We start from the raw sequence: 22,660 nt of genomic DNA on the forward strand, positions 1-22,660 counted from the left end.
CTATTTTCCGGAAACGATTTTCAGCTCCCGTATCAAATCTCCGGCTTTGCCGTACTTCTCTATCATGAACAGGATGTAGCGTACATCGACCCCGATGCAGCGCTGCATCTTCGGTTCATAGAGTATATCGCTGCTCATCGCTTCCCAATTGCCGTCAAAAGCCAGTCCCAGAAGTTCGCCTCTGGCATTGAACATGGCGCTTCCCGAATTGCCGCCGGTTATATCGTTATTGGAGATAAAGCAAACGTTCATTTCTCCCTTTTCACCGGCATATCTGCCAAAGTCGCGGTTGGAGAACAAAGAAAGAAGTTCCGGCTGCACCTCAAAATCCACATCGCCTGCATGGGTCTTTACCTTTTCAAGAATACCTTTGGTCGTGGTATAATAATCGTATTCAGCACCGTCAAACGGGGTGTATCCGCATACCGTACCGAAGCTCAAGCGCATGGTGGAATTGGCGTCCGGATAGAAATTACGCGATGAATACATCCTGCGTACGGCAGCATTCAGCAAGCGCTCATTACGGGCGATATTCATGGCGGACTCTCTCGTCTGCATATTGATTTCAAACATCTTGCCAATCAGGTCTATGCCCAGGTTTATGGCAGGGTCGTCATAGATGTTATAGGTAGTGTCCCGCTCCAGAAAACGTTTTAATCCGCGAGGGGTAGTCAGTTCCGAAGCGGCATACAAACTATCCGCATAGGCCTTGTCGTTACCGCCGTACCGGGTGGCAATCGTACCGTAAAACTCCGGTAAATAGGTAGAATCGACCTTGGAACGATATTCTTTCACCATGGCGGTAAAGACTTCCTTGTCGATTTCCAAATCCAGATTGGCGTACTTTTCTACAATTGCTTTCAGATTGGCCTCAACCGTTTTCCGTTCCCCTTCAAAATCAAAATTCAAAATGGACAACGCCAATTGTATCAGTTCAGGGCCATTCAGGAAAGATTCGGCAAAATAAGCCAGAGCACGGTTGGCTTCACGGGTATTTTTATAGTCCAGTTCCAAATCGGGAAACAACCGCAACAGCTTCTCACGTTCTCCGGGTGTCTGTTGTATCCAACGGCGAAGCTCCCGCTCCATGGCACGCTTCTTTTCCAAGACATGCAATTTCCGGATAGCCCGGTTCACCCCGATGCTGTTCTTCCAGTAATTGGAGCTTTCATCGTATTTGGAAGCATACTTTATGCGGATACTGTCCCGCCTGTCCATTTCGCGCTTCCAGATAGCCTGCTTGATGCCCCGGACATCTATTTGTGCCTGATTGCCGTTGTTCATCATCTCTTCGATGCCAAACGAAGAGAGGTAACGCTCCGTGCTGCCCGGATAGCCCAATGTCATGCAGAAAGAACCCTCTTTATACCCGTCCAGAGAAATCGGCGCTACGTATTCGGGACGATAAGGGACGTTTTCCGGCGAATAATCCGCCGGGCGGTTGTTCTTACCGGCATAGATGCGAAATACGCAGAAATCGCCCGTATGACGCGGCCACACCCAATTGTCCGTATCCCAACCGAACTTGCCTACCGAGGAAGGCGGTGCAAATACCAGCCGGACATCGTTATAGTCGCGGTAAACAGACAGCCAGAACTCATTGCCGCCATAGTACGCATCTACAATTCCCACCAAAGTAGAGTCCTTACGCGCCACTTCCTCACTGATGGCAAACATCACCGAATCCACCGCACCGGAACGCTCCGGCTCGGTCATCTCCGGCTTTACCACACCAAGCACCCGTTTCGTTACATTCTCCGTCCGCAGCAGAAAGCGGACATAAAGCTCCGGATTCGGCAGTTCCTCGCTGCGGTTACGTGCCACAAAGCCGTCTTTCAGATAGTCATGCTCCACGGAAGAATGCTGCTGGACGCTGCTGAAACCGCAATGGTGATTCGTAAATACCAGTCCGTCTTCCGACACGACCACCCCCGAACAGAAACCGCCGAAACTCACTACGGCATCTTTCAATGAGGGACGTCTGGCACTGTATAGCTTGTCTGCCGGCATTTGCAAACCGAGCTCTTTCATTGCCCGGCGAGTCTGTTTATTCAGATTACCCAGCATCCACATGCCCTCATCCGCCTGCACCACCCACGCAGAAAGGCAGCAAACAACCACTGCTACAAATCTCAAAACCATATCGTTCTCTACTTAACTTTATATAAGTTTGCCTGCCCGTTTTGTACTCCCACACCGACAGCCTGTGCGGCCGGACGCTTCTCTTTCACCGCATCCGGACATCACTCCGCAATCAGCCTCAGCTTTTCGGAACCCGTACGCGCTCTCAGCCATTCGGTTATTTTCTCCCTTTCACGGGCATCCGGATGCTTGCCGAACTTCAGGACGGCAAGCGTAACGGTATCTATCCGTACCGAATCGACCGTCAGCTCAAGCGCGTGCGAAATGGAAACCGACTTGACGGAGGGATAAAGCACCTTCAGCTCAGGGATAATCTTTTTGCCCAATTCATCGTATTTACGGTACTGTTCCAAGTTCTTTTCCAAAGAAGAAATCTGCTGCTTCTGCTCCACCAGACGCTGTTCGCTGTTCTTGTAGAAATCTTCCATAACCATGGCGCGGATAGACGACATATCCAGCGACTCGTTATTCATTCCCTGGAGCACAACCAGCTTGGTATTGTCCAGTTTATAATCTTTCATTTTACTGCGGGCGATGGCAATAGAGGCTTCCGGCACTTCCTGACCTATCAGGACCACCCGTATCTCATGGTGCTTGCCCTCATGGTGGATTTTCTTATCCAATACCTGCGTATTCTCAAAGGCAAGCTGTTCGTTTACAAAGCGGTTGGCCGCACTTTCAAAGAAGGTATCCTGAATAATTCCCACTGTGAGGTACACCGCCGGACACATCGTAAGGACAGCTATCAGCACGATATACTTCCGCACCTTCTTTTCGCGATTCTTATCCACAAACTCCTTGCGCTGGAAGTGCATTACCCGTACGCCGATAAAAGTAGCCAGACTGATGAATACGGAGTTAATGAAATAAAGGTAGAATGCACCGAGGAAATAAATCAGGTTTCCCGTTGCCAGTCCATAACCTGCCGTACACAGCGGCGGCATCAATGCCGTGGCAATAGCGACACCCGGAATCACATTGCCTTTCTCCTTCGTGGAGAGTGCCACTACTCCCGCAAGACCGCCCATCAGTGCGATGAATACGTCATAAATCGTCGGTGAGGTACGCGCCAGCAACTCCGACTGCCCCTCGGCAACCGGGCTTACCAGGAAGAAGACGGTAGCCGTGGTGACACTGAACAGCGTAGTTATCAGGAAACTTTTCAACGAGCGCTTCATCAGCTCGAAATCGTTCAGACCCACTGAAAGCCCCACTCCCATGATAGGTCCCATCAACGGCGAGATAAGCATCGCACCGATAATTACAGCGGTAGAATTGACATTCAGACCGAGTGAAGCCATAAAGATGGCAAATATCAGAATCCATAAATTGGCTCCTTTAAACTCGACACCCTTACGGATGGAGTCTACAGTGGCAAGTTCATTGTCTTTATCTTTGCGCAAATCGAGATACTCTTTAAGGAAGTTCTTGACGGCAAATACATTCCGGTTGGGATTGACAGGCTGTTCCATAAAAATAATTCTATTTTCGGATAAAACGATTGATAACAGGTATTTGACTAAGCGGCAAATCGCGCTTTATAATATAGGCTATAAACAGGCATAACAACAGCGTACGGAACGTCATACGCAGACAGATGTTTTCAATAGGTACACATTCCGCAGCTACATAAAGCACCGCAGCCAACAGCACATAGCACCCTATCGACTTTAAATCGTACTGAATCGGGTATTTCTTCTGACCGACAAAATAAGAAAGCAGCATCGCAACGCCGTAACCCGTAAATCCGGCCCATGCGCAAGCCATATACCCGAACTTCGGAATTAAAAAGATATTCATCACCACCAGAATCGTGCAGCCTATCAGTGAGAAATAAGCTCCCCAACGCGTTTCGTCAATCAGCTTGTACCAGAAAGAGAGATTGAAATAAATTCCCATGAAGATTTCCGCAGCCATTACAATGGGCACAACACGCAGCCCCGGCCAATAGTCGCGGCCGATGATGTAGCGGAGAATATCCAGATAGAACATCACTGCCAGAAAAGCCACCAGTGTAAAGATGATAAAGAACTTCATGGCCTGCGCATACACCTGCTTGTTGTCCTTATCGCGGCTCTTGCCGAATACAAAAGGCTCGTAGGCGTAGCGGAAAGCCTGTGTCAGCATCGCCATCACCATGGCAATCTTGCTGGCGGCTCCATAGATGCCGAGTTGTACGGTGGCTTCCGCCTGGTCGGGATAGACAAAGGGAAAGATAATCTTGTCCGCCACCTGATTCAGGATGCCCGCAATGCCCAACACCAGCAACGGCAGGCTATAAGCAAGCATCCGCTTCAGCAGTTTCCTGTCCAGCACATAAGCGAAACCGCGCAATTCGGGTATCATGCACAGCATGATGGTAGAAGTGCACACAAGATTGAAGAGGAAGGCATACGCCACATCATCGCCCTTCATCCAGACATAATAAATCAGGTTCAAGGCTATGTTCAGGAAGATGAACAGCAGTTTGAGCGCTGCAAACTTGACGGGCCGTTTCTTATAGCGCAAATAAGCGAAAGGAATGCTTTGAATGGCATCCATCGCCACTACAATCATCATCATTCCCACGTACCAGGGATGCTCTCCATATTCCAGCCAGTCGGCAACCGGTTGAAGAAACAGCAGTCCCAGCGCAAGGAATGTCAGCGCACCGATGCCTACGCTGAGCAATGTTGTGGAATACACCCGCATCGGGTCGTCTTCTCCTTTATTGGCAAAGCGGAAAAAGCCCGTTTCCATGCCGCACGTCAGCAGCACCAGCAACAGTGCCACCCACGCATAGATATTAGTCACAACGCCATAGCCCCCCGACTGTGCAGACAAGGCCATGGTGTATACGGGCACTAACAGATAGTTGAGGAAACGCCCCACAATACTGCTCAACCCGTAAATGGCAGTTTCTTTTGCCAATGATTTCAATCCAGCCACGTTATTCAGTGTTTTATTATACTCTCTCTAACCGGTCGCTTATCAATAAGCGTCAATCATTAAATAACGTCTTCTGGCTATTGTAGAGGCTCCGCCCCAAATGTTTATAGGCCAGTTCTGTTACTTCACGACCGCGGGGAGTGCGTTTCAGGAAGCCTTCCTTTATCAGGAACGGTTCATAAACTTCTTCGATGGTTCCCGCATCTTCTCCCAAGGCCGTAGCGATGGTTGTAAGTCCCACCGGACCGCCCTTGAACTTATCGATAATCGTACAAAGTATCTTATTGTCTATCTCATCCAGTCCGTACTTGTCAATGTTAAGCGCCTCGAGTGCGAAATTGGCGATTTCCGTATCGATGCTGCCCGAACCTTTCACCTGTGCAAAGTCCCTCACGCGACGCAGCAAGGCATTGGCGATACGCGGCGTACCGCGGCTGCGGCTTGCGATTTCCGAGGCGGCTCTTGTGGAGCAGGGTACGTCCAGTATGCTTGCCGAACGGCGGATAATACCGCTCAGCACATCATCGTCATAATACTCCAGATGGAGATTGATGCCGAAACGGGCACGTAGCGGAGCCGTCAGCAAACCGCTGCGGGTGGTGGCCCCCACCAGCGTAAACGGATTCAAATCAATCTGTATGCTTCGCGCCGACGGGCCTTTGTCTATCATGATGTCGATGCGGTAGTCTTCCATTGCCGAATACAGATACTCTTCCACTACGGGACTCAGCCGATGTATCTCGTCGATGAAAAGCACATCGTTCGGCTCCAGGCTGGTGAGTACGCCTGCCAGGTCGCCCGGCTTGTCGAGCACCGGACCGGAAGTAATCTTGAAACCTACTCCCAATTCATTGGCTATAATGTTGGAAAGTGTGGTCTTTCCCAATCCGGGAGGACCGTGAAGCAACACATGGTCCAGGGCCTCGCCCCTGAGACGGGCAGCCTTCACGAAAATGCGCAAATTATCAACCACCTTATCCTGTCCGCTGAAATCCTCAAAGTTCAAAGGGCGGAGAGCGTTCTCGAAGTCACGCTCCTTGCTGGTGAGCTGATGCTCGCGTATGTTAAAATCTTCTTGTTCCATTAAAATTCAATCTATACAACGACAAAGATAGTGCAAACCGAGAGCAGAATAAAATGAATCCATTCATTTTTTATATCGAAGTGCCGCTTATCTCCGCTTCCGGACAAAGATATGGAAATCTTTCAACGTTTCATAAACTCCTTCCTTTCTTCTTCCGGGAATTTCTATAGGATTTTCCCTTTTCCCATCACTCACCGTTTGATTTACATGTACTTGAATTGCCTTGCCAACATACAAAAATACGACAAATCTATAGAAACTATGAAAAGTTATCTTTAATTTTGCAACAGATACACACTTTAGTCACTAAAAACGGAACGCCATGCATAAAGTATTTTTAGGAACCGCCTGTTTCCTGTTTTCCGCCCTGTCGCTACATGCACAGTCCCCGCTCGAAAAAGGATTGCAAAGCATCAACCGTACTTCCGCAGAAGCCATTGTGGAGTTTCTGGCCGATGACGAACTGCAAGGACGCGAAGCAGGCATGCATGGTTCGCGGGTAGCAGCCCGCTACATCGTATCCTGCCTGAAAGAAGCCGGTATCCGCCCTTTGGACAAGAACGGCTATTACCAGCCTTTCGAGGCATACGCCAAGGAAAGGCAGCAACGCGGACGCTGGCAGGTACACCCCGACTCCGTTGCCGTACTGAAACAAGGCACGCACCGTTCCCTGAAAATGGATAATGTGCTGGCATACATTCCCGGCAAGCGCAGCGATGAATATGTCATTGTAGGCGCTCACTTCGACCACCTGGGCGTAGACGAAACGCTGGCGGACGATAAGATATACAACGGTGCGGATGATAACGCATCCGGCGTCTCCGCCGTATTGCAGATAGCACGTGCATTTGCCCTCAGCGGAGAAAAGCCGCTGAGAAATGTCATCTTCGCCTTTTGGGACGGCGAGGAAAAAGGATTGCTCGGTTCAAAACATTTCGTACAGCACTGCCCGTTTCTCAAACAGATAAAGGGTTATCTCAACTTCGACATGATAGGGCGTAACAACAAGCCCGAACAACCGCAGCACGTAGTCTACTTCTACACAGCCGCCCATCCTGCCTTCGGCGAATGGCTGAAACGGGACATCACCCGCTACGGACTGCAACTGCAACCCGACTACCGTCCCTGGGACAACCCCGTGGGCGGAAGTGACAATGCCTCGTTCGCCCGTTCGGGCATCCCCGTCATCTGGTATCACACCGACGGCCATCCCGACTATCACCAGCCGTCAGACCACGCTGCATTACTGAACTGGGAAAAAGTCGTGGAAATAACCAAGGCATCCTTCCTCAACGTATGGAATCTTGCCAACGAAAGCAACTATTAATATTTAAGAAGAAGAGTAAGGACACATGGTTTTAAATTACATCTGGGTAGCATTTTTCGTAATCGCCTTCATTGTGGCACTCTGCAAACTCCTGTTTATGGGAGACACGGAGATATTTACGGAACTTGTCAACTCTACATTCGACTCATCCAAGACCGCATTCGAAATATCACTGGGGCTCACCGGTATTCTATCCTTATGGCTGGGCATCATGAAAATCGGCGAGAACAGCGGTATGATAAACGCGCTTTCGCGCTGGCTGAGTCCCGTGTTCTGCCGCCTCTTCCCGGAAATTCCCAAAGGACACCCCGCCATGGGTTCTATCTTCATGAACCTTTCCGCCAACATGCTGGGGCTGGACAATGCCGCCACCCCGATGGGACTGAAAGCCATGAAAGAGCTTCAGGAGCTGAATCCGAAAAAAGATACCGCTACCAACCCGATGATTATGTTTCTGGTAATGAACACGTCCGGGTTGATACTGATACCCGTCAGCATCATGATGTACCGCTCGCAAATGGGCGCTGCGCAGCCTACGGACATTTTCATCCCTACGCTGATTACTACCGCCATCTCTACCATTGTCGGTGTCACCGCCGTCAGCATTGCGCAACGGATAAACCTGCTGAACAAACCCATTCTTATTCTGATCGGTTGCATCAGCCTGTTCTTCTCCGGGCTTATTTACCTGTTCACCCAAGTAAGCCGCGAAGAAATGGGCGTTTACTCCACGCTGGTTGCCAACATCATTCTCTTTACCATCATCCTGCTTTTCATCCTATGGGGATTATGGAAAAAGATTAATGTGTACGATGCTTTCATCGAAGGCGCCAAGGAAGGATTTACAACCGCCATACGCATCGTTCCCTATCTGGTGGCATTCCTCGTTGGAATCGCCGTTTTCCGCACTTCGGGAGCGATGGACATCATCGTAAACGGCATCGGTTACATCGTCGGATTATCCGGAGCGGACACCGAGTTTGTAGGTGCGCTGCCCACTGCATTGATGAAATCGTTAAGCGGCAGCGGAGCCAACGGACTGATGATTGATACAATGAAACAATACGGCGCCGACTCTTTTGTCGGCCGCATGAGCTGTGTGGCACGCGGCGCTTCGGATACCACGTTCTACATCCTTGCCGTCTACTTCGGCAGCGTAGGCATCACGAAAACCCGCAACGCCGTCACCTGCGGCCTGATAGCCGACTTTTCCGGTATCATCGCCGCTATCATCATCAGTTATATATTCTTCTTTTAAAAAAACTGGAAATAGTATGATAAGTTATCAGACAGACGGCATCGAAATGCCCGCAATCAAGAAACGCGAAACAACGGAATGGATCAAAGCCGTTGCCGCCACCTACAACAAGAGAATCGGCGAAATAGCCTACATCTTCTGTTCGGACGAGAAAATCCTCGAAGTGAACCGCCAGTACCTTCAGCACGATTACTACACGGACATCATCACTTTTGACTACTGCGAAGGCAACCGCCTGAGCGGCGACCTCTTCATCAGCCTGGATACGGTACGCACCAACGCCGAACAGTTTGCCGGCAATGACTACGAACGGGAGCTGTATCGCGTCATCATCCACGGCATCCTGCACCTTTGCGGCATCAACGACAAAGGACCGGGAGAACGGGAAATCATGGAAGCCGCCGAAAACAAGGCGCTCGCCATGCGATAAAATCAAAAGGCGTATCGGCAAGCAAAGTTCAACTCTCCCCCCTATCGTTTTTTTGCACAATCTCTCGTCACTCGTCACTAACCACCTCGCATCCCTTTACCAGAGAGGGATTGCGGATGTGACGACCAACATGATAAGGGTGATGACAAACAATCGGTCGTCACCCTCAAAAACAGACTATACACTATGGGTCAATGCATTAACCCAATAATCAGAAATTCCATATAAGCGACTTTTTCAACGATTTTCGAGGTCTGAAAAGGTTTTATACGGGCAATCGGGAAGCTAATCCCGTAGATAAATGTTCCATTCCCTCTTTCTTTTCTTTGTTTTGCACCGTATATAATACCGCTTTACCACGTTACTTTCTGCGTTTTCCAATTGCAGGCTCCGCGGTTGCCAATTGCGGGCTGCCGGGCCCGCAGCCGGCAACCGTCCGTCCCGCAACTGCGGGACGAAGAAAAGAACCTGCCTTTCGGATATTTTCCTTAAACGAATAAGAGATTATATACAAGGCGAAAGAAGATTACATACAGGCAAAACGGAAAGAAACCCGCGAGGTATTTCCTAAGAATTCACAAGGAAAGGAGATAAATCGCGGCTACAAAATAACTTTTTAGTAACTTTGCATGGTTTTAAAAGAGATTGAACGAATGGAGTTTAAGTATGACGTTATCGTAATCGGCGCCGGACATGCCGGCTGTGAAGCCGCTGCCGCCGCCGCAAACCTGGGTTCAAAGACCTGTCTTATCACAATGGACATGAATAAGATAGGACAGATGAGTTGTAACCCTGCCGTAGGAGGTATTGCCAAAGGACAGATTGTACGCGAAATAGACGCCTTAGGCGGATATATGGGATTGGTAACCGATAAAACGGCTATCCAGTTCCGCATATTGAACCGCTCCAAAGGCCCCGCTATGTGGAGTCCGCGCGCACAGTGCGACCGCAACAAATTCATCTGGACATGGCGCGAGATTCTGGAGAACATTCCCAACCTGCACATCTGGCAGGACACCGTACAGGAAATCCTCGTTGAAAACGGCGAGGTAACCGGACTCACCACTGTTTGGGGAGTGACCTTCCGCGCCAAATGCGTCGTACTGACTGCCGGAACTTTCCTGAACGGACTGATGCACGTAGGGCGCACCATGCTTCCGGGCGGGCGCATGGCAGAACCCGCATCTTACCAACTGACCGAATCCATCGCCCGGCACGGCATCACATACGGGCGAATGAAAACAGGAACTCCCGTACGCATCGACGGACGAAGCGTGCATTACGAAGATATGGAGATTCAGGAAGGAGAAAACGACTTCCATAAATTCTCCTTTATGAACAACGGCGTACGCCACCTGAAGCAACTGCCGTGCTGGACCTGCTTCACCAATGAGGAAACACACCGCATCCTTCGTGAAGGGCTGCCGGATTCTCCCCTTTTCAACGGGCAGATTCAAAGTATAGGGCCCCGCTATTGCCCCAGTATAGAAACCAAAATCGTAACCTTCCCCGACAAGGAACAGCACCAGCTTTTCCTGGAACCGGAAGGTGAAACGACGCAGGAACTTTACCTGAACGGCTTCTCTTCTTCCCTGCCGATGGACATACAAATTGCAGCGCTGAAAAAGATTCCGGCATTCCGCGACCTCGTGATTTACCGCCCCGGCTACGCAATAGAATACGATTACTTTGATCCCACCCAACTGAAACATACGTTGGAAACGAAGAAAATCAAGAACCTATTCTTTGCCGGACAAGTAAACGGAACGACCGGCTACGAAGAAGCTGCCGGACAAGGAATCATTGCAGGTATCAACGCGCATATCAACTGCCACGGCGGAGAACCATTCACTCTGGCACGCGACGAAGCCTATATAGGCGTATTAATCGACGATTTGGTTACCAAAGGCGTCGATGAGCCTTACCGCATGTTTACTTCACGTGCGGAATACCGCATCCTGCTCCGCATGGACGATGCCGATATGAGGCTGACCGAAAGAGCCTGGAAACTGGGACTTGCCAAAGAAGACCGCTACGAACTATTAAAGAGCAAGCGCGAAGCCGTTACAAGCATCATAGAGTTCACCCGGAGTTATTCGATGAAACCGGCATTAATCAACCCGGTGCTGGAACAGCTCGGCACTACCCCGCTCCGCCAGGGATGCAAGTTGGTAGACTTAATAAACCGTCCGCAAGTAACCTTGGAAAACATGGCAGAACATGTCAGCGCTTTCCGTCGGGAACTGGACAAGATTACGGAACAGGATAAAGTTGCAGACAGAAGAGACGAAATAGTCGAAGCTGCGGAAATACTTATCAAGTACGAAGGCTATATCGGACGCGAGCGAATCATAGCAGACAAACTGGCACGGCTGGAAAGCATAAAGATTAAAGGAAGGTTCGACTATAATTCCATCCAGTCTCTTTCTACCGAAGCCCGCCAGAAGCTGGTGAAGATAGACCCGGAAACGATAGCCCAGGCAAGCCGAATTCCGGGAGTGTCTCCCAGCGACATCAACGTGCTGCTGGTGCTTTGCGGGCGATAAGAAGCAACGTTCCACGTGAAACAAAGAATTCAATAAACGTATTAAATAAACTGATTATGAGCAAAGAAACACTTGCCAAGACCATTCGGGAAATTCCCGACTTCCCCATCCCCGGGATTTTATTCTACGATGTGACCACTCTGTTTAAAAACCCGTCGGCACTGCAAGAGCTTTCGGACACCCTGTATGAAATGTACAAGGATAAAGGGATAACCAAAGTGGTAGGTATAGAATCCAGAGGCTTCATCATGGGCCCCATTCTCGCCACCCGCTTAGGCGCAGGATTCGTACCCATGCGCAAGCCCGGAAAGCTGCCTGCGGAAACAATCGAAGAAAGCTACGACAAAGAGTACGGCAAAGATACGGTACAAATCCACAAGGATGCCATTGAGCCGGACGATGTAGTATTGCTGCACGACGACCTTCTGGCTACGGGCGGAACAATGGAAGCAGCCTGCAAACTGGTGAAGAAACTGAACCCTAAAAAGGTATATGTAAACTTCATTATCGAATTGAAAGAGTTGCATGGAAAGGATATATTCAGCAAAGATGTAGATGTAGAATCGGTATTGACACTCTAAAGAAACAACCGGGTGGTAAAGCAATCACATCGCTGCACGAGAATGTATCGCCGCATGCTCTTGGCATCGTATTGCTTTACCACCTTTTTCTTTACCACCTTTTTCTTACGATATGGACGAGCTAAAAACAAATGATTACCTGAAGGGTATCGTTCTGAACCTTCCCGAAAGTCCCGGTATTTACCAATATCTGAATGCCGAGGGAACGATTATATACGTAGGGAAAGCAAAAAACCTGAAGCGCCGGGTCTCTTCCTACTTCAACAGAGAACATGAACCGGGAAAGACACGGGTACTGGTGAGCAAGATTGCAGATATCCGGTATATCGTGGTCAACACGGAAGAGGATGCCTTGCTGCTGGAGAACAATCTTATCAAGAAATACAAACCCCGTTACAACGTACTGCTGAAAGACGACAAGACCTACCCGTCCATCTGCGTGCAGAACGAATATTTCCCCCGCGTATTCAAGACGCGGCGAATCATACGCAACGGTTCTTCCTACTACGGCCCGTACAGCCACATACCATCCATGTATGCAGTGCTCGACCTCATCAAGCATTTGTACCCGCTACGCACCTGCAACTTGAATCTCTCGCCCGAAAACATCCGGGCAGGGAAGTTCAATGTATGCCTGGAATATCACATCAAGAACTGCGCAGGCCCCTGCATAGGCAAGCAGAATCAGGAAGAATACCTCAAAAACATCGCTGAAATAAAGGAAATACTCAAGGGAAATACCCAGGAGATAGAGCGGATGCTGTATCAGCAGATGCAGGAGCTTGCGGCGGAAATGAAGTTTGAAGAGGCACAGAAAATCAAGGAAAAGTATCTGCTGCTGGAAAATTACCGTTCTAAATCGGAAGTGGTAAGCAACGTATTGCACAATATCGACGTGTTCTCCATCGAGGAAGACACCGATGAAAAGTCCGCATTCATCAACTATCTGCATATCACAAACGGGGCTATCAACCAGGCTTTCACCTTTGAGTACAAGAAACGGCTGAACGAAACGAAAGAGGAGCTCCTGTCACTGGGCATTATCGAAATGCGCGAACGGTACAAGAGCCTTTCCCGCGAAATCATCGTGCCCTTTGAGCTGGACATGGAGCTTAAAGACGTCATCTTTACCATCCCGCAACGCGGTGATAAGAAGAAATTGCTTGAACTCTCCATCCTTAACGTTAAACAATATAAGGCCGACCGTCTGAAACAAGCGGAAAAGCTGAATCCGGAACAACGCACGGTACGCCTTTTAAAGGAAATCCAGCAAGAATTGCACCTCGACAGGCTGCCTATGCGGATAGAGTGTTTTGACAACTCCAACATCCAAGGCTCGGACCCTGTTGCCGGATGCGTTGTCTTCATCAAAGGAAAGCCGTCCAAGAAAGACTACCGGAAATATAACATCAAGACTGTGGAAGGACCGGACGACTATGCATCCATGAAAGAGGTTGTAAAACGGCGTTATCAGCGCGCTATCGAGGAGAACGCTCCCCTGCCCGACCTTCTTATCACCGACGGCGGAAAAGGGCAAATGAGCGCCGTAAAAGAGGTTGTCGACGGACTGAACCTTGACATCCCCATTGCCGGACTTGCCAAAGACGGGAAGCATCGCACATCGGAACTGCTGTACGGTTTCCCGCCGCAGACCATCGGACTGAAACAAAACTCTCCCCTTTTCCGTCTGCTGACGCAGATACAGGACGAGGTACACAGGTTTGCCATTACCTTCCACCGCGACAAGCGCAGCAAGCGGCAGGTAGCTTCGGCTTTAGACGAGATAAAAGGGATTGGAGAAAAGACAAAGAACGCTCTGCTAAAGGAGTTCAAAAGCGTAAAACGTATCAAGGAGGCATCGGCGGAAGATATTGTCAAAGTGATTGGCGAGGCGAAAGCGAAAATCATAAAGGACTATTTTACAGACAAATAGTCCTTCAATACAAATTCTTGTCCCACACCGCGGCAATCACGAATTTATTCGTAACTTTGCAACCTGCAAAATAATTTTTTAGGGCTAAAACATGAGAGTAGTTATACAACGTACCGGGCATGCGTCTGTCACAATCAACGGAACCTGTAAGTCCGCCATCCGCAAAGGATTTATGATATTGGTAGGCATAGAGGAGACGGACGGCAAGGAAGACATCGACTGGTTGTGTAAAAAGATTGTCAACCTGCGTGTTTTTGACGACGAGAATGGCGTTATGAATAAATCCATACTCGACATTGACGGTGAGATATTGGTAATCAGCCAGTTTACGCTGCACGCATCTACCAAGAAAGGCAATCGCCCCTCTTACATACGGGCGGCAAAACCGGAAATATCCGTTCCGCTGTACGAACAATTCTGCAAGGAATTGAGTTTTGCATTAGGTAAAGAGATAGGTACCGGCGAATTTGGAGCCGATATGAAGGTAGAATTAGTAAACGATGGCCCTGTGACCATCTGTATGGATACAAAAAACAAGGAATAATGACGTTAAAAGAAGCACAACAAGAAGTGGACTCCTGGATAAAAAAATACGGAGTACGTTACTTCAGCGAGCTCACCAATATGGCCGTATTGACCGAAGAAGTCGGCGAGCTGGCACGAGTTATGGCACGCAAATACGGCGACCAGTCCTTTAAGGAAGGAGAGAAAGACAACGTTGAAGAAGAAATCGCGGACGTCCTTTGGGTACTTCTCTGCATTGCCAACCAGACCGGTGTAGACATCACCGAAGCATTTGCACGCAGCATCGAGAAGAAAACCAAACGCGACCAGGCAAGACATATCAATAATCCTAAATTATCCGACCATGGAGAATAACGAATCTACACAGAGCAAGTACGATGCCGCTCTGGCGAAGTACAACACCAATTTGAATGATGCGGAAGTGGCAGCGGAAGTAGCCGGAATAATCGCAGAGAAAGTCCCTGCAAACAATACTCCGGAAGTAAAGAAGTTCCTGTTCAACTGCATTGACCTGACCACGCTCAACAGTACGGACAGCGATGAAAGCGTCATGAAATTCACCCAAAAGGTAAACCAGTTTGACGAAGAATTTCCCGATTTGAAGAACGTAGCGGCCATCTGCGTATATCCCAACTTTGCGGAAGTAGTTAAGGATACGCTGGAAGTGGAAGACGTAAAGATAGCCTGCGTATCGGCAGGTTTCCCCTCTTCACAGACTTTCATAGAAGTAAAAGTAGCCGAAACCGCCATGGCAATCATGGAAGGCGCGGATGAGATAGACATCGTAATCTCCGTAGGAAAGTTCCTAAGCGGCGACTATGAAACCATGTGCGATGAGATACAGGAGCTGAAAGCCACCTGCAAGGAGCATCACCTGAAGGTTATCCTGGAGACAGGCGCGCTGAAAACGGCAGCCAATATCAAAAAGGCCTCTATCCTATCCATGTATGCCGGAGCCGATTTCATCAAGACTTCCACCGGCAAGCAGCAGCCTGCCGCCACTCCGGAAGCAGCCTACGTAATGTGTCAGGCTATTAAGGAATACCATGCTTTGACGGGCAACAAGATAGGTTTCAAACCGGCAGGAGGCATCAACTGCGTAAACGATGCGCTCATCTACTACACCATTGTAAAAGAAGTGCTGGGCGAAGAATGGCTGAACAACGGATTGTTCCGTTTGGGAACCAGCCGTCTGGCAAATCTCCTGCTGTCGGAAATCAAAGGCGAAGAAATGAAATTCTTTTAAGAGGAATACGGTTGATATATCCGTTATATAAAACAAAGCGAAGAACCTGCTCTCTATATAAGGAGAAAAGGTTCTTCGCTTCGTTTTTGAATGACGGGATATAAAAGAAACTTTGATAGATATTCCGTCTTTATTGTATAAAAAACAAACTTATTTTTCGCGTTCCACTACGTAATCAAGATAGCAAACAAGCGCTTTCTTGACATCCGTATCTTCCATGGAAGCTAATAACGAAAGCGCCTTTTCCTTAAACTCAATCATAACTTTCGTAGCGTATTCAATGCCGCCGTTTGCCTTGGAAAACTCGATCAATCGGGCTATTTCATCAGTTGTAGCCGTTCCGCTCTTTACTTTCGCGGCAATCTCCTGCGCCTGCTTGTCGCGGGTTGAATTAAGGGCATAAAGTGCAGGTAAGGTCAGCTTTCCTTCCAGCATATCATTGCCGGTAGGTTTGCCGATTTCCTTGCTTTCGTAGTAATCGAATATATCATCCTTGATTTGAAAGCAAAGACCGATGTATTCGCCAAAGAGACGTGCATATTCCGCCTTTTCATCGCCAGCTCCCACCGAAAGCGCACCCGCTTTCATGCACGCGGCAAACAGTACGGCCGTCTTCTTGCGGATGACATCAAAGTAAATATCCTCGGAATATTCGGGATTGCTGACATTGGAAAGCTGCAACAGCTCCCCTTCCGCCAAATCCTGTCCCAACTTCGAAACAATATCGATAATGCCGTAATTGCGCGTCATCCCCACTTCCACCAAAGCCGTTGCCAGTAAATAATCTCCCGTAAGCACCGCCACCTTATTATTAAAAACGGCATTCACGGAGAGCTGCCCCCGGCGTTCGGTACTCTCGTCCACCACATCATCGTGCACCAGGCTTGCCGTATGCAGCAGCTCCAAAGCAACCGCAGCATGAAGCGTTGCCGGACAAATCTCATTGTACAGCTTCGCCGCAAGCAAAACCAGAATCGGGCGCATCATCTTCCCATTCTTCTGCCGTATATGCGCAATCACGCTGTTCAGCAAAAGGTTAGAACTGGAAAGGCAACTATCAAAATGCTTTTTGAAGTCTTCCAACTCCGCAGAAATCGGGGATTTTATGAAGGATATACTGTCCATACATCGCTATTTGAGCACAAAAATAGTAATAAAACGGTTAATACGGTATTTTTTTGTACTTTTACCATGAAAAAAAGGATAAATATATGAATTCAACCGATAAACTTTTCTTGCTTGATGCCTACGCATTGATATACCGTGCTTATTACGCGTTCATCAAAAATCCGCGAATCAACTCCAAAGGATTCAACACTTCCGCCATTCTGGGGTTTGTAAACACTCTGGAAGAGGTGCTGAAAAAGGAAAATCCCACACATATAGGAGTAGCTTTCGACCCTTCGGGACCTACATTCCGCCACGAGGCTTACGAACAATACAAAGCGCAACGGGAAGAGACTCCCGAGGCTATCCGTCTTTCCGTACCTATTATAAAGGATATTATCCGTGCCTACCGCATTCCTATCCTGGAAGTGCCCGGTTATGAAGCCGACGACGTAATAGGCACGCTTGCCACCGAAGCCGGCAGACAAGGTATTGTCACTTACATGATGACGCCCGACAAAGACTATGGCCAACTGGTATCGGAGAATGTATTCATGTACCGCCCCAAACACAGTGGCGGATTCGAAGTCATGGGTATCGAGGAGATAAAAGCGAAGTTCGATATTCAGTCCACAGAGCAAGTCATCGACATGCTGGGACTGATGGGCGACTCTTCCGATAACATCCCCGGCTGTCCGGGCGTGGGAGAGAAAACCGCACAAAAGTTGGTGGCTGAATTCGGCAGCATCGAAAACCTGCTTGCCCATACCGACCGGCTGAAAGGTGCGCTTAAAACCAAAGTAGAGGCAAACCGGGAAATGATTGCTTTCTCCAAATTCCTTGCAACCATCAAAGTGGACGTACCTATCAAGCTCGACATGAACACACTCGTCCGCGAAGAGCCGAACGAAGAAGAGCTCCGCAAGATTTTTGAAGAGCTGGAATTTCGTACCCTCATCGACCGTGTCCTGAAAAAGACAGGCTCTCCCCTTCCCTCTTCTTCCAGTTCCGCTTCGCCCGATCCTTATGCGGGAACTTTGTTTGCCCAACCCACCGACGGCACAACTTCCGGAAACAACGCTCCGGTTCAAGGCGATTTGTTTGCAAATTTTGCGGACAACGGGACGGGTGATGCAAAAAATTCGATTCTCACGCGCTTAGAAACGCTCGATGTAGACTATCAACTGATTGATACAGAAGAGAAAAGAAAGAAAATTATTCAAAAGTTACTTACAAAAGAAATTCTCTCAATAGATACGGAAACCACCGGAACCGAACCGATGGAAGCGGAACTAGTGGGAATGAGCTTCAGTGATGCCGAAAACCGGGCTTACTATGTACCCGTTCCGGCAAATCGTGACGAAGCGTTAAAAATCGTCAATGAGTTCCGCCCTCTTTACGAAAATGAAAATTCCATGAAAGTAGGACAAAATATCAAGTACGATATGATTGTCCTTCAAAACTACGGAGTACAGGTAAAAGGAAAACTTTTCGACACCATGCTTGCCCATTATGTATTGCAACCGGAGCTCCGGCACAATATGGACTACCTTGCCGAAATCTATCTGCACTACCAGACCATCCACATCGACGAACTTATAGGAGCCAAAGGCAAGAACCAAAAGAACATGCGCGACCTTCCGCCGGAAGACGTATACCGCTACGCTTGCGAAGATGCGGACGTTACACTGAAACTGAAGAACGTACTCGAAAAAGAACTGAAAGAGCACGCTGCCGAACATCTCTTTTACGAAATAGAGATGCCGCTCGTACCGGTGCTCGTCAACATCGAAAGCAACGGAGTGCGTATCGATACGGAAGCGCTTAAACAATCGTCCGAGCATTTCACGCTCCGCCTGCAGGAGATTGAAAAAGAAATCTATGCACTGGCAGGTGGCGAAACCTTCAATATCGGCTCACCCAAGCAGGTAGGCGAAGTGTTGTTTGACAGACTCAAAATCGTAGAGAAAGCCAAAAAAACCAAGACCGGACAGTATGTCACTTCCGAGGAAGTACTCGAGAGCCTTCGGAACAAACACGCAATCATCGGTAAGATACTTGAATACCGCGGACTGAAAAAGCTGCTAAGTACCTACATCGATGCATTGCCCCAGCTGATAAATCCGCATACGGGACGTATCCATACCTCGTTTAACCAGGCGGTAACCGCTACCGGACGACTCAGCTCAAGCAATCCGAACCTGCAAAACATACCCATTCGTGACGAGGACGGCAAGGAAATCCGCAAAGCCTTCATTCCCGATGACGGATGCGAGTTCTTCTCTGCCGACTACTCGCAGATCGAACTGCGCATCATGGCACATCTGAGCCAGGACAAGAATATGATTGATGCCTTCCTCAGCGGTTATGACATTCATGCCGCCACTGCCGCCAAAATATATAAGGTGGATATTAATGACGTAACCGCCGATATGCGCCGCAAAGCCAAGACAGCCAACTTCGGCATCATCTACGGCATCTCTGTCTTCGGGCTGGCGGAGCGTATGAACGTTCCCCGTCAGGAAGCCAAAGAACTGATAGACGGGTATTTTGAAACCTACCCGCAAGTCAAGGAATACATGGACAGAAGCATACAGGTGGCGCGCGAAAACGGATATGTGGAAACCATCTTCCACCGCAAGCGCTTCCTGCCCGACATCAACTCACGGAATGCCGTAGTACGCGGTTATGCAGAGCGCAATGCCATTAACGCTCCCATTCAGGGAAGTGCTGCCGACATTATCAAAGTAGCCATGTCGCTCATCTACCAGCGCCTTCAAAGTAACAATCTGAAAGCAAAGATGATTTTACAGGTCCATGACGAACTGAATTTCAGCGTTCCCGAGGCAGAAAAAGAGATTATACAAAAAATTGTAATCGAAGAGATGGAACGGGCATATCGCATGCTGGTACCCTTGAAAGCCGATTTCGGGTGGGGAAAGAACTGGCTGGAAGCGCACTAATCCGCTCGATAACTTTATTTAACTTACAATCAGAAAGCAACAGAAGCAATCGCTTTAAAATACAGTTTGCTCATCAGAATATCCGGCACCTTTGCTGCCGGATATTTTTTATTCACAAACCGCTCCAAAAAGAAAGCATATCATCCTTGTTGTTTTTGACAATTTGATAAAATATTAGTCATATATTTTATTTATGTCAATTATATGCGTACCTTTGCAGCGATTTTAAGAAATATATGATAGAAAATAGTAAGTAATACTCTAAAAAACATAAATCATGAAAACTTTAAAAACTTTGATTTTATTCTCTTTTCTTTTTGTGTGTGGAATGAATGCGTCAGCAGACAACAAAAGTAACCTTATTTACAATTCGGAAGAAGTAAATGGAATGAAAGTTGCCGAAACTGTTTACAAGATGGATGGCAGTACGCTTGCCAACTATATGAAGTACAATTATAAATACGATGACCAAAAGCGTATAACAGAAAGCGAAGCGTTGAAATGGAATGCCGTAAAAAACGCATGGACTCATGACATGTGCATCCGCTATGCCTATCAAGGTAAATCCATAACTACTACTTATTATAAATGGAGCAATAAGAAGAATACCTATATTCTTATCCCTGAAATGACAATAACAATGGATAATCCCAATATGTAATCCATTCATTTTCTCTCATAAAGATACTCTACTAATAATAACCCAAAACCTTTTCATAAACTGAAGAGCCGGAATGTATTTGTTCCGGCTCTTTTTGTATTTTTGCTTTCCAGTAAAAACATAGAAGCATGATACCTCAAAACCTTATCCACTACATCGAAACGGAGATTATCCCCCGATACGAACACTTCGACAAGGCACACAACCGTTCGCATGTACAAACAGTCATTAACGAAAGCCTCGCTCTTGCCAAGCTCTACCCCCAGGCAGACGAACGTCTTGTCTACACCATAGCAGCCTATCACGACACAGGGCTTTGCCGCGACCGCGCCACGCATCACCTTGTTTCGGGAGAAATCATAGCCGCCGACAGCAACCTTCTGCAATGGTTCGGCAAAGAGGAGATAGCAATCATGCGGGAAGCCGTGGAAGACCACCGGGCATCCAGCAACCATGAGCCGCGCAGCATCTACGGCAAAATCGTGGCCGAAGCCGACCGTATCATCGACACAGACACCACCCTGCGCCGTACCGTACAGTACGGACTGAAACAAAATCCTGCGGCGGACGAAGCATGGCACTACCAACGTTTTCACAAACATCTGATGGAAAAGTACGCACCCGGCGGCTACCTTAAACTTTGGCTTCCCGACTCAAAGAACGCCGAAAGGCTGAAAGAACTGCAAAGCATCATAGCGGATGAGGTGCGTCTGAAAAGCATTTTTCACCGCATGTTCGAAGAAGAGAAAAGATAAAAGACTATCTTTGCAGCCAATTAATTGAATAATAATTAAAAAACAAGATATATTTATGGCATTAAAAGCAGGTATAGTGGGACTGCCCAACGTAGGGAAATCCACTCTTTTCAACTGTCTGTCCAGTGCAAAGGCACAGGCGGCAAACTTTCCTTTTTGTACTATCGACGCCCAAATGGGTCAGGTGTCCGTGCCTGACGAGCGACTGACCAAACTTGCCGAAATCGTTCATCCGGGACGCATCGTACCCGCCGTATGCGACATTGTCGATATTGCCGGACTGGTGAAAGGCGCCAGCAAAGGTGAAGGACTGGGCAACCAGTTTCTGGGCAACATCCGCGAGTGCGACGCCATTATCCATGTGCTGCGTTGCTTCGACAACGGCAACATCGTACACGTGGACGGAAGCGTAGATCCGGTGCGCGACAAGGAAATCATCGATACCGAACTCCAGCTCAAGGACCTCGATACGGTAGAAAACCGCATCAAGCGTGTAGAGAAGATAGCCAAAGTTGGCGGAGATAAAATGGCGAAAGTAGAGTACGAACTCCTGCTCCGCTACAAAGATGCATTGGAACAGGGACAGAGTGCCCGCACCGTAATACCTCAGAACGATGACGAGGAGCAATGCGCCAAACAGATGTTCCTGCTCACCACGAAACCGGTACTCTACGTCTGCAACGTAGACGACACCAGCGCCGCCACCGGCAACCAATACGTAGAGCAGGTGCGCGAGGCTATCAAAGACGAAGATGCCCAGCTCATCATCATCTCCGCACAGACCGAAGCCGACATCGCCGAACTGGAAACTTACGAAGAAAAGCAGATGTTCCTCGAAGACCTCGGCCTGAAAGAAAGCGGTTGCAACCGGTTGATTAAAGCTATCTACAGCCTGCTGAACCTCGAAACCTTCATCACCGCCGGCGAAATGGAAGTAAAGGCATGGACCTACCGCAAAGGCTGGAAAGCCCCGCAATGCGCCGGTGTTATCCACACCGACTTCGAGAAAGGATTTATCCGTGCAGAAGTCATCAAGTACGAAGACTACATTAAGTATGGCAGTGAAGCCGCCGTGCGCGAAGCCGGAAAACTGGGCGTGGAAGGCAAGGAATACGTGGTGCAGGACGGAGACATCATGCACTTCCGCTTCAACGTATAAAAATAACAGGAAGAG

The 22,660-nt window shown here is 48.5% G+C and carries 18 protein-coding genes; 13 read left to right on the plus strand and 5 right to left on the minus strand.

The features are described from left to right. From H8S52_RS11785 to ruvB, 4 genes are all read right to left on the minus strand, one after another. Entirely contained in the window at window positions 1–2,142 is a 2,142-nt protein-coding gene (locus H8S52_RS11785; protein ID WP_186909895.1) for a S46 family peptidase, read from the minus strand. 101 nt (window positions 2,143–2,243) lie between these two features. Then, window positions 2,244–3,614 (minus strand): TIGR00341 family protein, encoded by a 1,371-nt coding sequence (locus H8S52_RS11790; protein ID WP_005655854.1) that lies wholly within the window; start codon window positions 3,612–3,614, stop codon window positions 2,244–2,246. A gap of 10 nt (window positions 3,615–3,624) precedes the next feature. After that, window positions 3,625–5,070, minus strand: coding sequence for a lipopolysaccharide biosynthesis protein (locus tag H8S52_RS11795; protein WP_005655851.1), 1,446 nt, complete (start codon window positions 5,068–5,070; stop codon window positions 3,625–3,627). A 52-nt stretch (window positions 5,071–5,122) separates the two neighbouring features. Continuing rightward, entirely contained in the window at window positions 5,123–6,154 is a 1,032-nt protein-coding gene (ruvB, locus tag H8S52_RS11800; protein WP_005655850.1) for a Holliday junction branch migration DNA helicase RuvB, read from the minus strand. 322 nt (window positions 6,155–6,476) lie between these two features. Between ruvB and H8S52_RS11805 the strand changes: the two genes are divergently transcribed. The 9 genes from H8S52_RS11805 (at window position 6,477) to deoC (ending at window position 16,000) form a co-directional block, all read left to right on the plus strand. After that, window positions 6,477–7,481: a M28 family metallopeptidase gene (locus H8S52_RS11805; RefSeq protein WP_005655846.1), complete on the plus strand. Its 1,005-nt coding sequence runs from the start codon at window positions 6,477–6,479 to the stop codon at window positions 7,479–7,481. Window positions 7,482–7,506: 25 nt separating this feature from the next. Continuing rightward, the gene (locus tag H8S52_RS11810) at window positions 7,507–8,739 is read left to right on the plus strand and encodes a nucleoside recognition domain-containing protein (RefSeq protein WP_005655845.1); all 1,233 of its coding nucleotides are present in this window, start codon (window positions 7,507–7,509) and stop codon (window positions 8,737–8,739) included. 16 nt (window positions 8,740–8,755) lie between these two features. Continuing rightward, the gene (gene ybeY, locus H8S52_RS11815) at window positions 8,756–9,169 is read left to right on the plus strand and encodes an rRNA maturation RNase YbeY (RefSeq protein WP_005655843.1); all 414 of its coding nucleotides are present in this window, start codon (window positions 8,756–8,758) and stop codon (window positions 9,167–9,169) included. A 653-nt stretch (window positions 9,170–9,822) separates the two neighbouring features. Beyond that, complete coding sequence (gene mnmG, locus H8S52_RS11820; RefSeq protein ID WP_040315934.1) at window positions 9,823–11,715, plus strand: tRNA uridine-5-carboxymethylaminomethyl(34) synthesis enzyme MnmG; 1,893 nt, start codon at window positions 9,823–9,825, stop codon at window positions 11,713–11,715. A gap of 56 nt (window positions 11,716–11,771) precedes the next feature. After that, the gene (locus H8S52_RS11825; protein ID WP_005655836.1) at window positions 11,772–12,296 is read left to right on the plus strand and encodes an adenine phosphoribosyltransferase; all 525 of its coding nucleotides are present in this window, start codon (window positions 11,772–11,774) and stop codon (window positions 12,294–12,296) included. 112 nt (window positions 12,297–12,408) lie between these two features. Next, window positions 12,409–14,229, plus strand: a complete 1,821-nt coding sequence (gene uvrC / locus H8S52_RS11830; protein WP_186909896.1) for an excinuclease ABC subunit UvrC — start codon at window positions 12,409–12,411, stop codon at window positions 14,227–14,229. Between the two features lie 91 nt (window positions 14,230–14,320). Continuing rightward, a complete protein-coding gene (gene dtd, locus H8S52_RS11835; protein WP_118087007.1) occupies window positions 14,321–14,773 on the plus strand; it encodes a D-aminoacyl-tRNA deacylase in 453 nt (150 codons plus the stop codon). Further along, on the plus strand, window positions 14,773–15,108 hold the full coding sequence (locus tag H8S52_RS11840; protein WP_005655830.1) for a nucleotide pyrophosphohydrolase: 336 nt from the start codon (window positions 14,773–14,775) through the stop codon (window positions 15,106–15,108). Before dtd ends, H8S52_RS11840 begins: the two co-directional genes overlap by 1 nt. Further along, the gene (deoC, locus tag H8S52_RS11845) at window positions 15,098–16,000 is read left to right on the plus strand and encodes a deoxyribose-phosphate aldolase (protein WP_005655828.1); all 903 of its coding nucleotides are present in this window, start codon (window positions 15,098–15,100) and stop codon (window positions 15,998–16,000) included. Before H8S52_RS11840 ends, deoC begins: the two co-directional genes overlap by 11 nt. A 150-nt stretch (window positions 16,001–16,150) precedes the next feature. On the opposite strand, the gene H8S52_RS11850 is transcribed toward deoC, so the two are convergent. Beyond that, a complete protein-coding gene (locus tag H8S52_RS11850; protein WP_016660996.1) occupies window positions 16,151–17,125 on the minus strand; it encodes a polyprenyl synthetase family protein in 975 nt (324 codons plus the stop codon). Between the two features lie 86 nt (window positions 17,126–17,211). Between H8S52_RS11850 and polA the strand changes: the two genes are divergently transcribed. From polA to ychF, 4 genes are all read left to right on the plus strand, one after another. Further along, complete coding sequence (gene polA, locus H8S52_RS11855; RefSeq protein ID WP_186909897.1) at window positions 17,212–20,070, plus strand: DNA polymerase I; 2,859 nt, start codon at window positions 17,212–17,214, stop codon at window positions 20,068–20,070. 277 nt (window positions 20,071–20,347) lie between these two features. Further along, window positions 20,348–20,731, plus strand: a complete 384-nt coding sequence (locus H8S52_RS11860; protein ID WP_005655821.1) for a DUF3836 domain-containing protein — start codon at window positions 20,348–20,350, stop codon at window positions 20,729–20,731. Between the two features lie 128 nt (window positions 20,732–20,859). Further along, window positions 20,860–21,486: an HD domain-containing protein gene (locus H8S52_RS11865; protein ID WP_118087008.1), complete on the plus strand. Its 627-nt coding sequence runs from the start codon at window positions 20,860–20,862 to the stop codon at window positions 21,484–21,486. Between the two features lie 55 nt (window positions 21,487–21,541). Further along, complete coding sequence (gene ychF, locus H8S52_RS11870; protein WP_005655814.1) at window positions 21,542–22,645, plus strand: redox-regulated ATPase YchF; 1,104 nt, start codon at window positions 21,542–21,544, stop codon at window positions 22,643–22,645. Window positions 22,646–22,660: the final 15 nt, after the last annotated feature.

This window comes from Bacteroides sp. NSJ-48 (assembly GCF_014287405.1).
Lineage (GTDB): Bacteria > Bacteroidota > Bacteroidia > Bacteroidales > Bacteroidaceae > Bacteroides > Bacteroides stercoris.

Coding starts and splice junctions, on each gene's coding strand:
- ruvB (WP_005655850.1), bottom strand. CDS start 6,154: ATGGAACAAGAAGATTTTAACATACGCGAGCATCAGCTCACCAGCAAG.
- ybeY (WP_005655843.1), top strand. CDS start 8,756: ATGATAAGTTATCAGACAGACGGCATCGAAATGCCCGCAATCAAGAAA.
- H8S52_RS11825 (WP_005655836.1), top strand. CDS start 11,772: ATGAGCAAAGAAACACTTGCCAAGACCATTCGGGAAATTCCCGACTTC.
- H8S52_RS11790 (WP_005655854.1), bottom strand. CDS start 3,614: ATGGAACAGCCTGTCAATCCCAACCGGAATGTATTTGCCGTCAAGAAC.
- H8S52_RS11860 (WP_005655821.1), top strand. CDS start 20,348: ATGAAAACTTTAAAAACTTTGATTTTATTCTCTTTTCTTTTTGTGTGT.
- H8S52_RS11840 (WP_005655830.1), top strand. CDS start 14,773: ATGACGTTAAAAGAAGCACAACAAGAAGTGGACTCCTGGATAAAAAAA.
- deoC (WP_005655828.1), top strand. CDS start 15,098: ATGGAGAATAACGAATCTACACAGAGCAAGTACGATGCCGCTCTGGCG.
- mnmG (WP_040315934.1), top strand. CDS start 9,823: ATGGAGTTTAAGTATGACGTTATCGTAATCGGCGCCGGACATGCCGGC.
- H8S52_RS11805 (WP_005655846.1), top strand. CDS start 6,477: ATGCATAAAGTATTTTTAGGAACCGCCTGTTTCCTGTTTTCCGCCCTG.
- H8S52_RS11850 (WP_016660996.1), bottom strand. CDS start 17,125: ATGGACAGTATATCCTTCATAAAATCCCCGATTTCTGCGGAGTTGGAA.
- uvrC (WP_186909896.1), top strand. CDS start 12,409: ATGGACGAGCTAAAAACAAATGATTACCTGAAGGGTATCGTTCTGAAC.
- polA (WP_186909897.1), top strand. CDS start 17,212: ATGAATTCAACCGATAAACTTTTCTTGCTTGATGCCTACGCATTGATA.
- H8S52_RS11785 (WP_186909895.1), bottom strand. CDS start 2,142: ATGGTTTTGAGATTTGTAGCAGTGGTTGTTTGCTGCCTTTCTGCGTGG.
- H8S52_RS11810 (WP_005655845.1), top strand. CDS start 7,507: ATGGTTTTAAATTACATCTGGGTAGCATTTTTCGTAATCGCCTTCATT.
- H8S52_RS11865 (WP_118087008.1), top strand. CDS start 20,860: ATGATACCTCAAAACCTTATCCACTACATCGAAACGGAGATTATCCCC.
- ychF (WP_005655814.1), top strand. CDS start 21,542: ATGGCATTAAAAGCAGGTATAGTGGGACTGCCCAACGTAGGGAAATCC.
- dtd (WP_118087007.1), top strand. CDS start 14,321: ATGAGAGTAGTTATACAACGTACCGGGCATGCGTCTGTCACAATCAAC.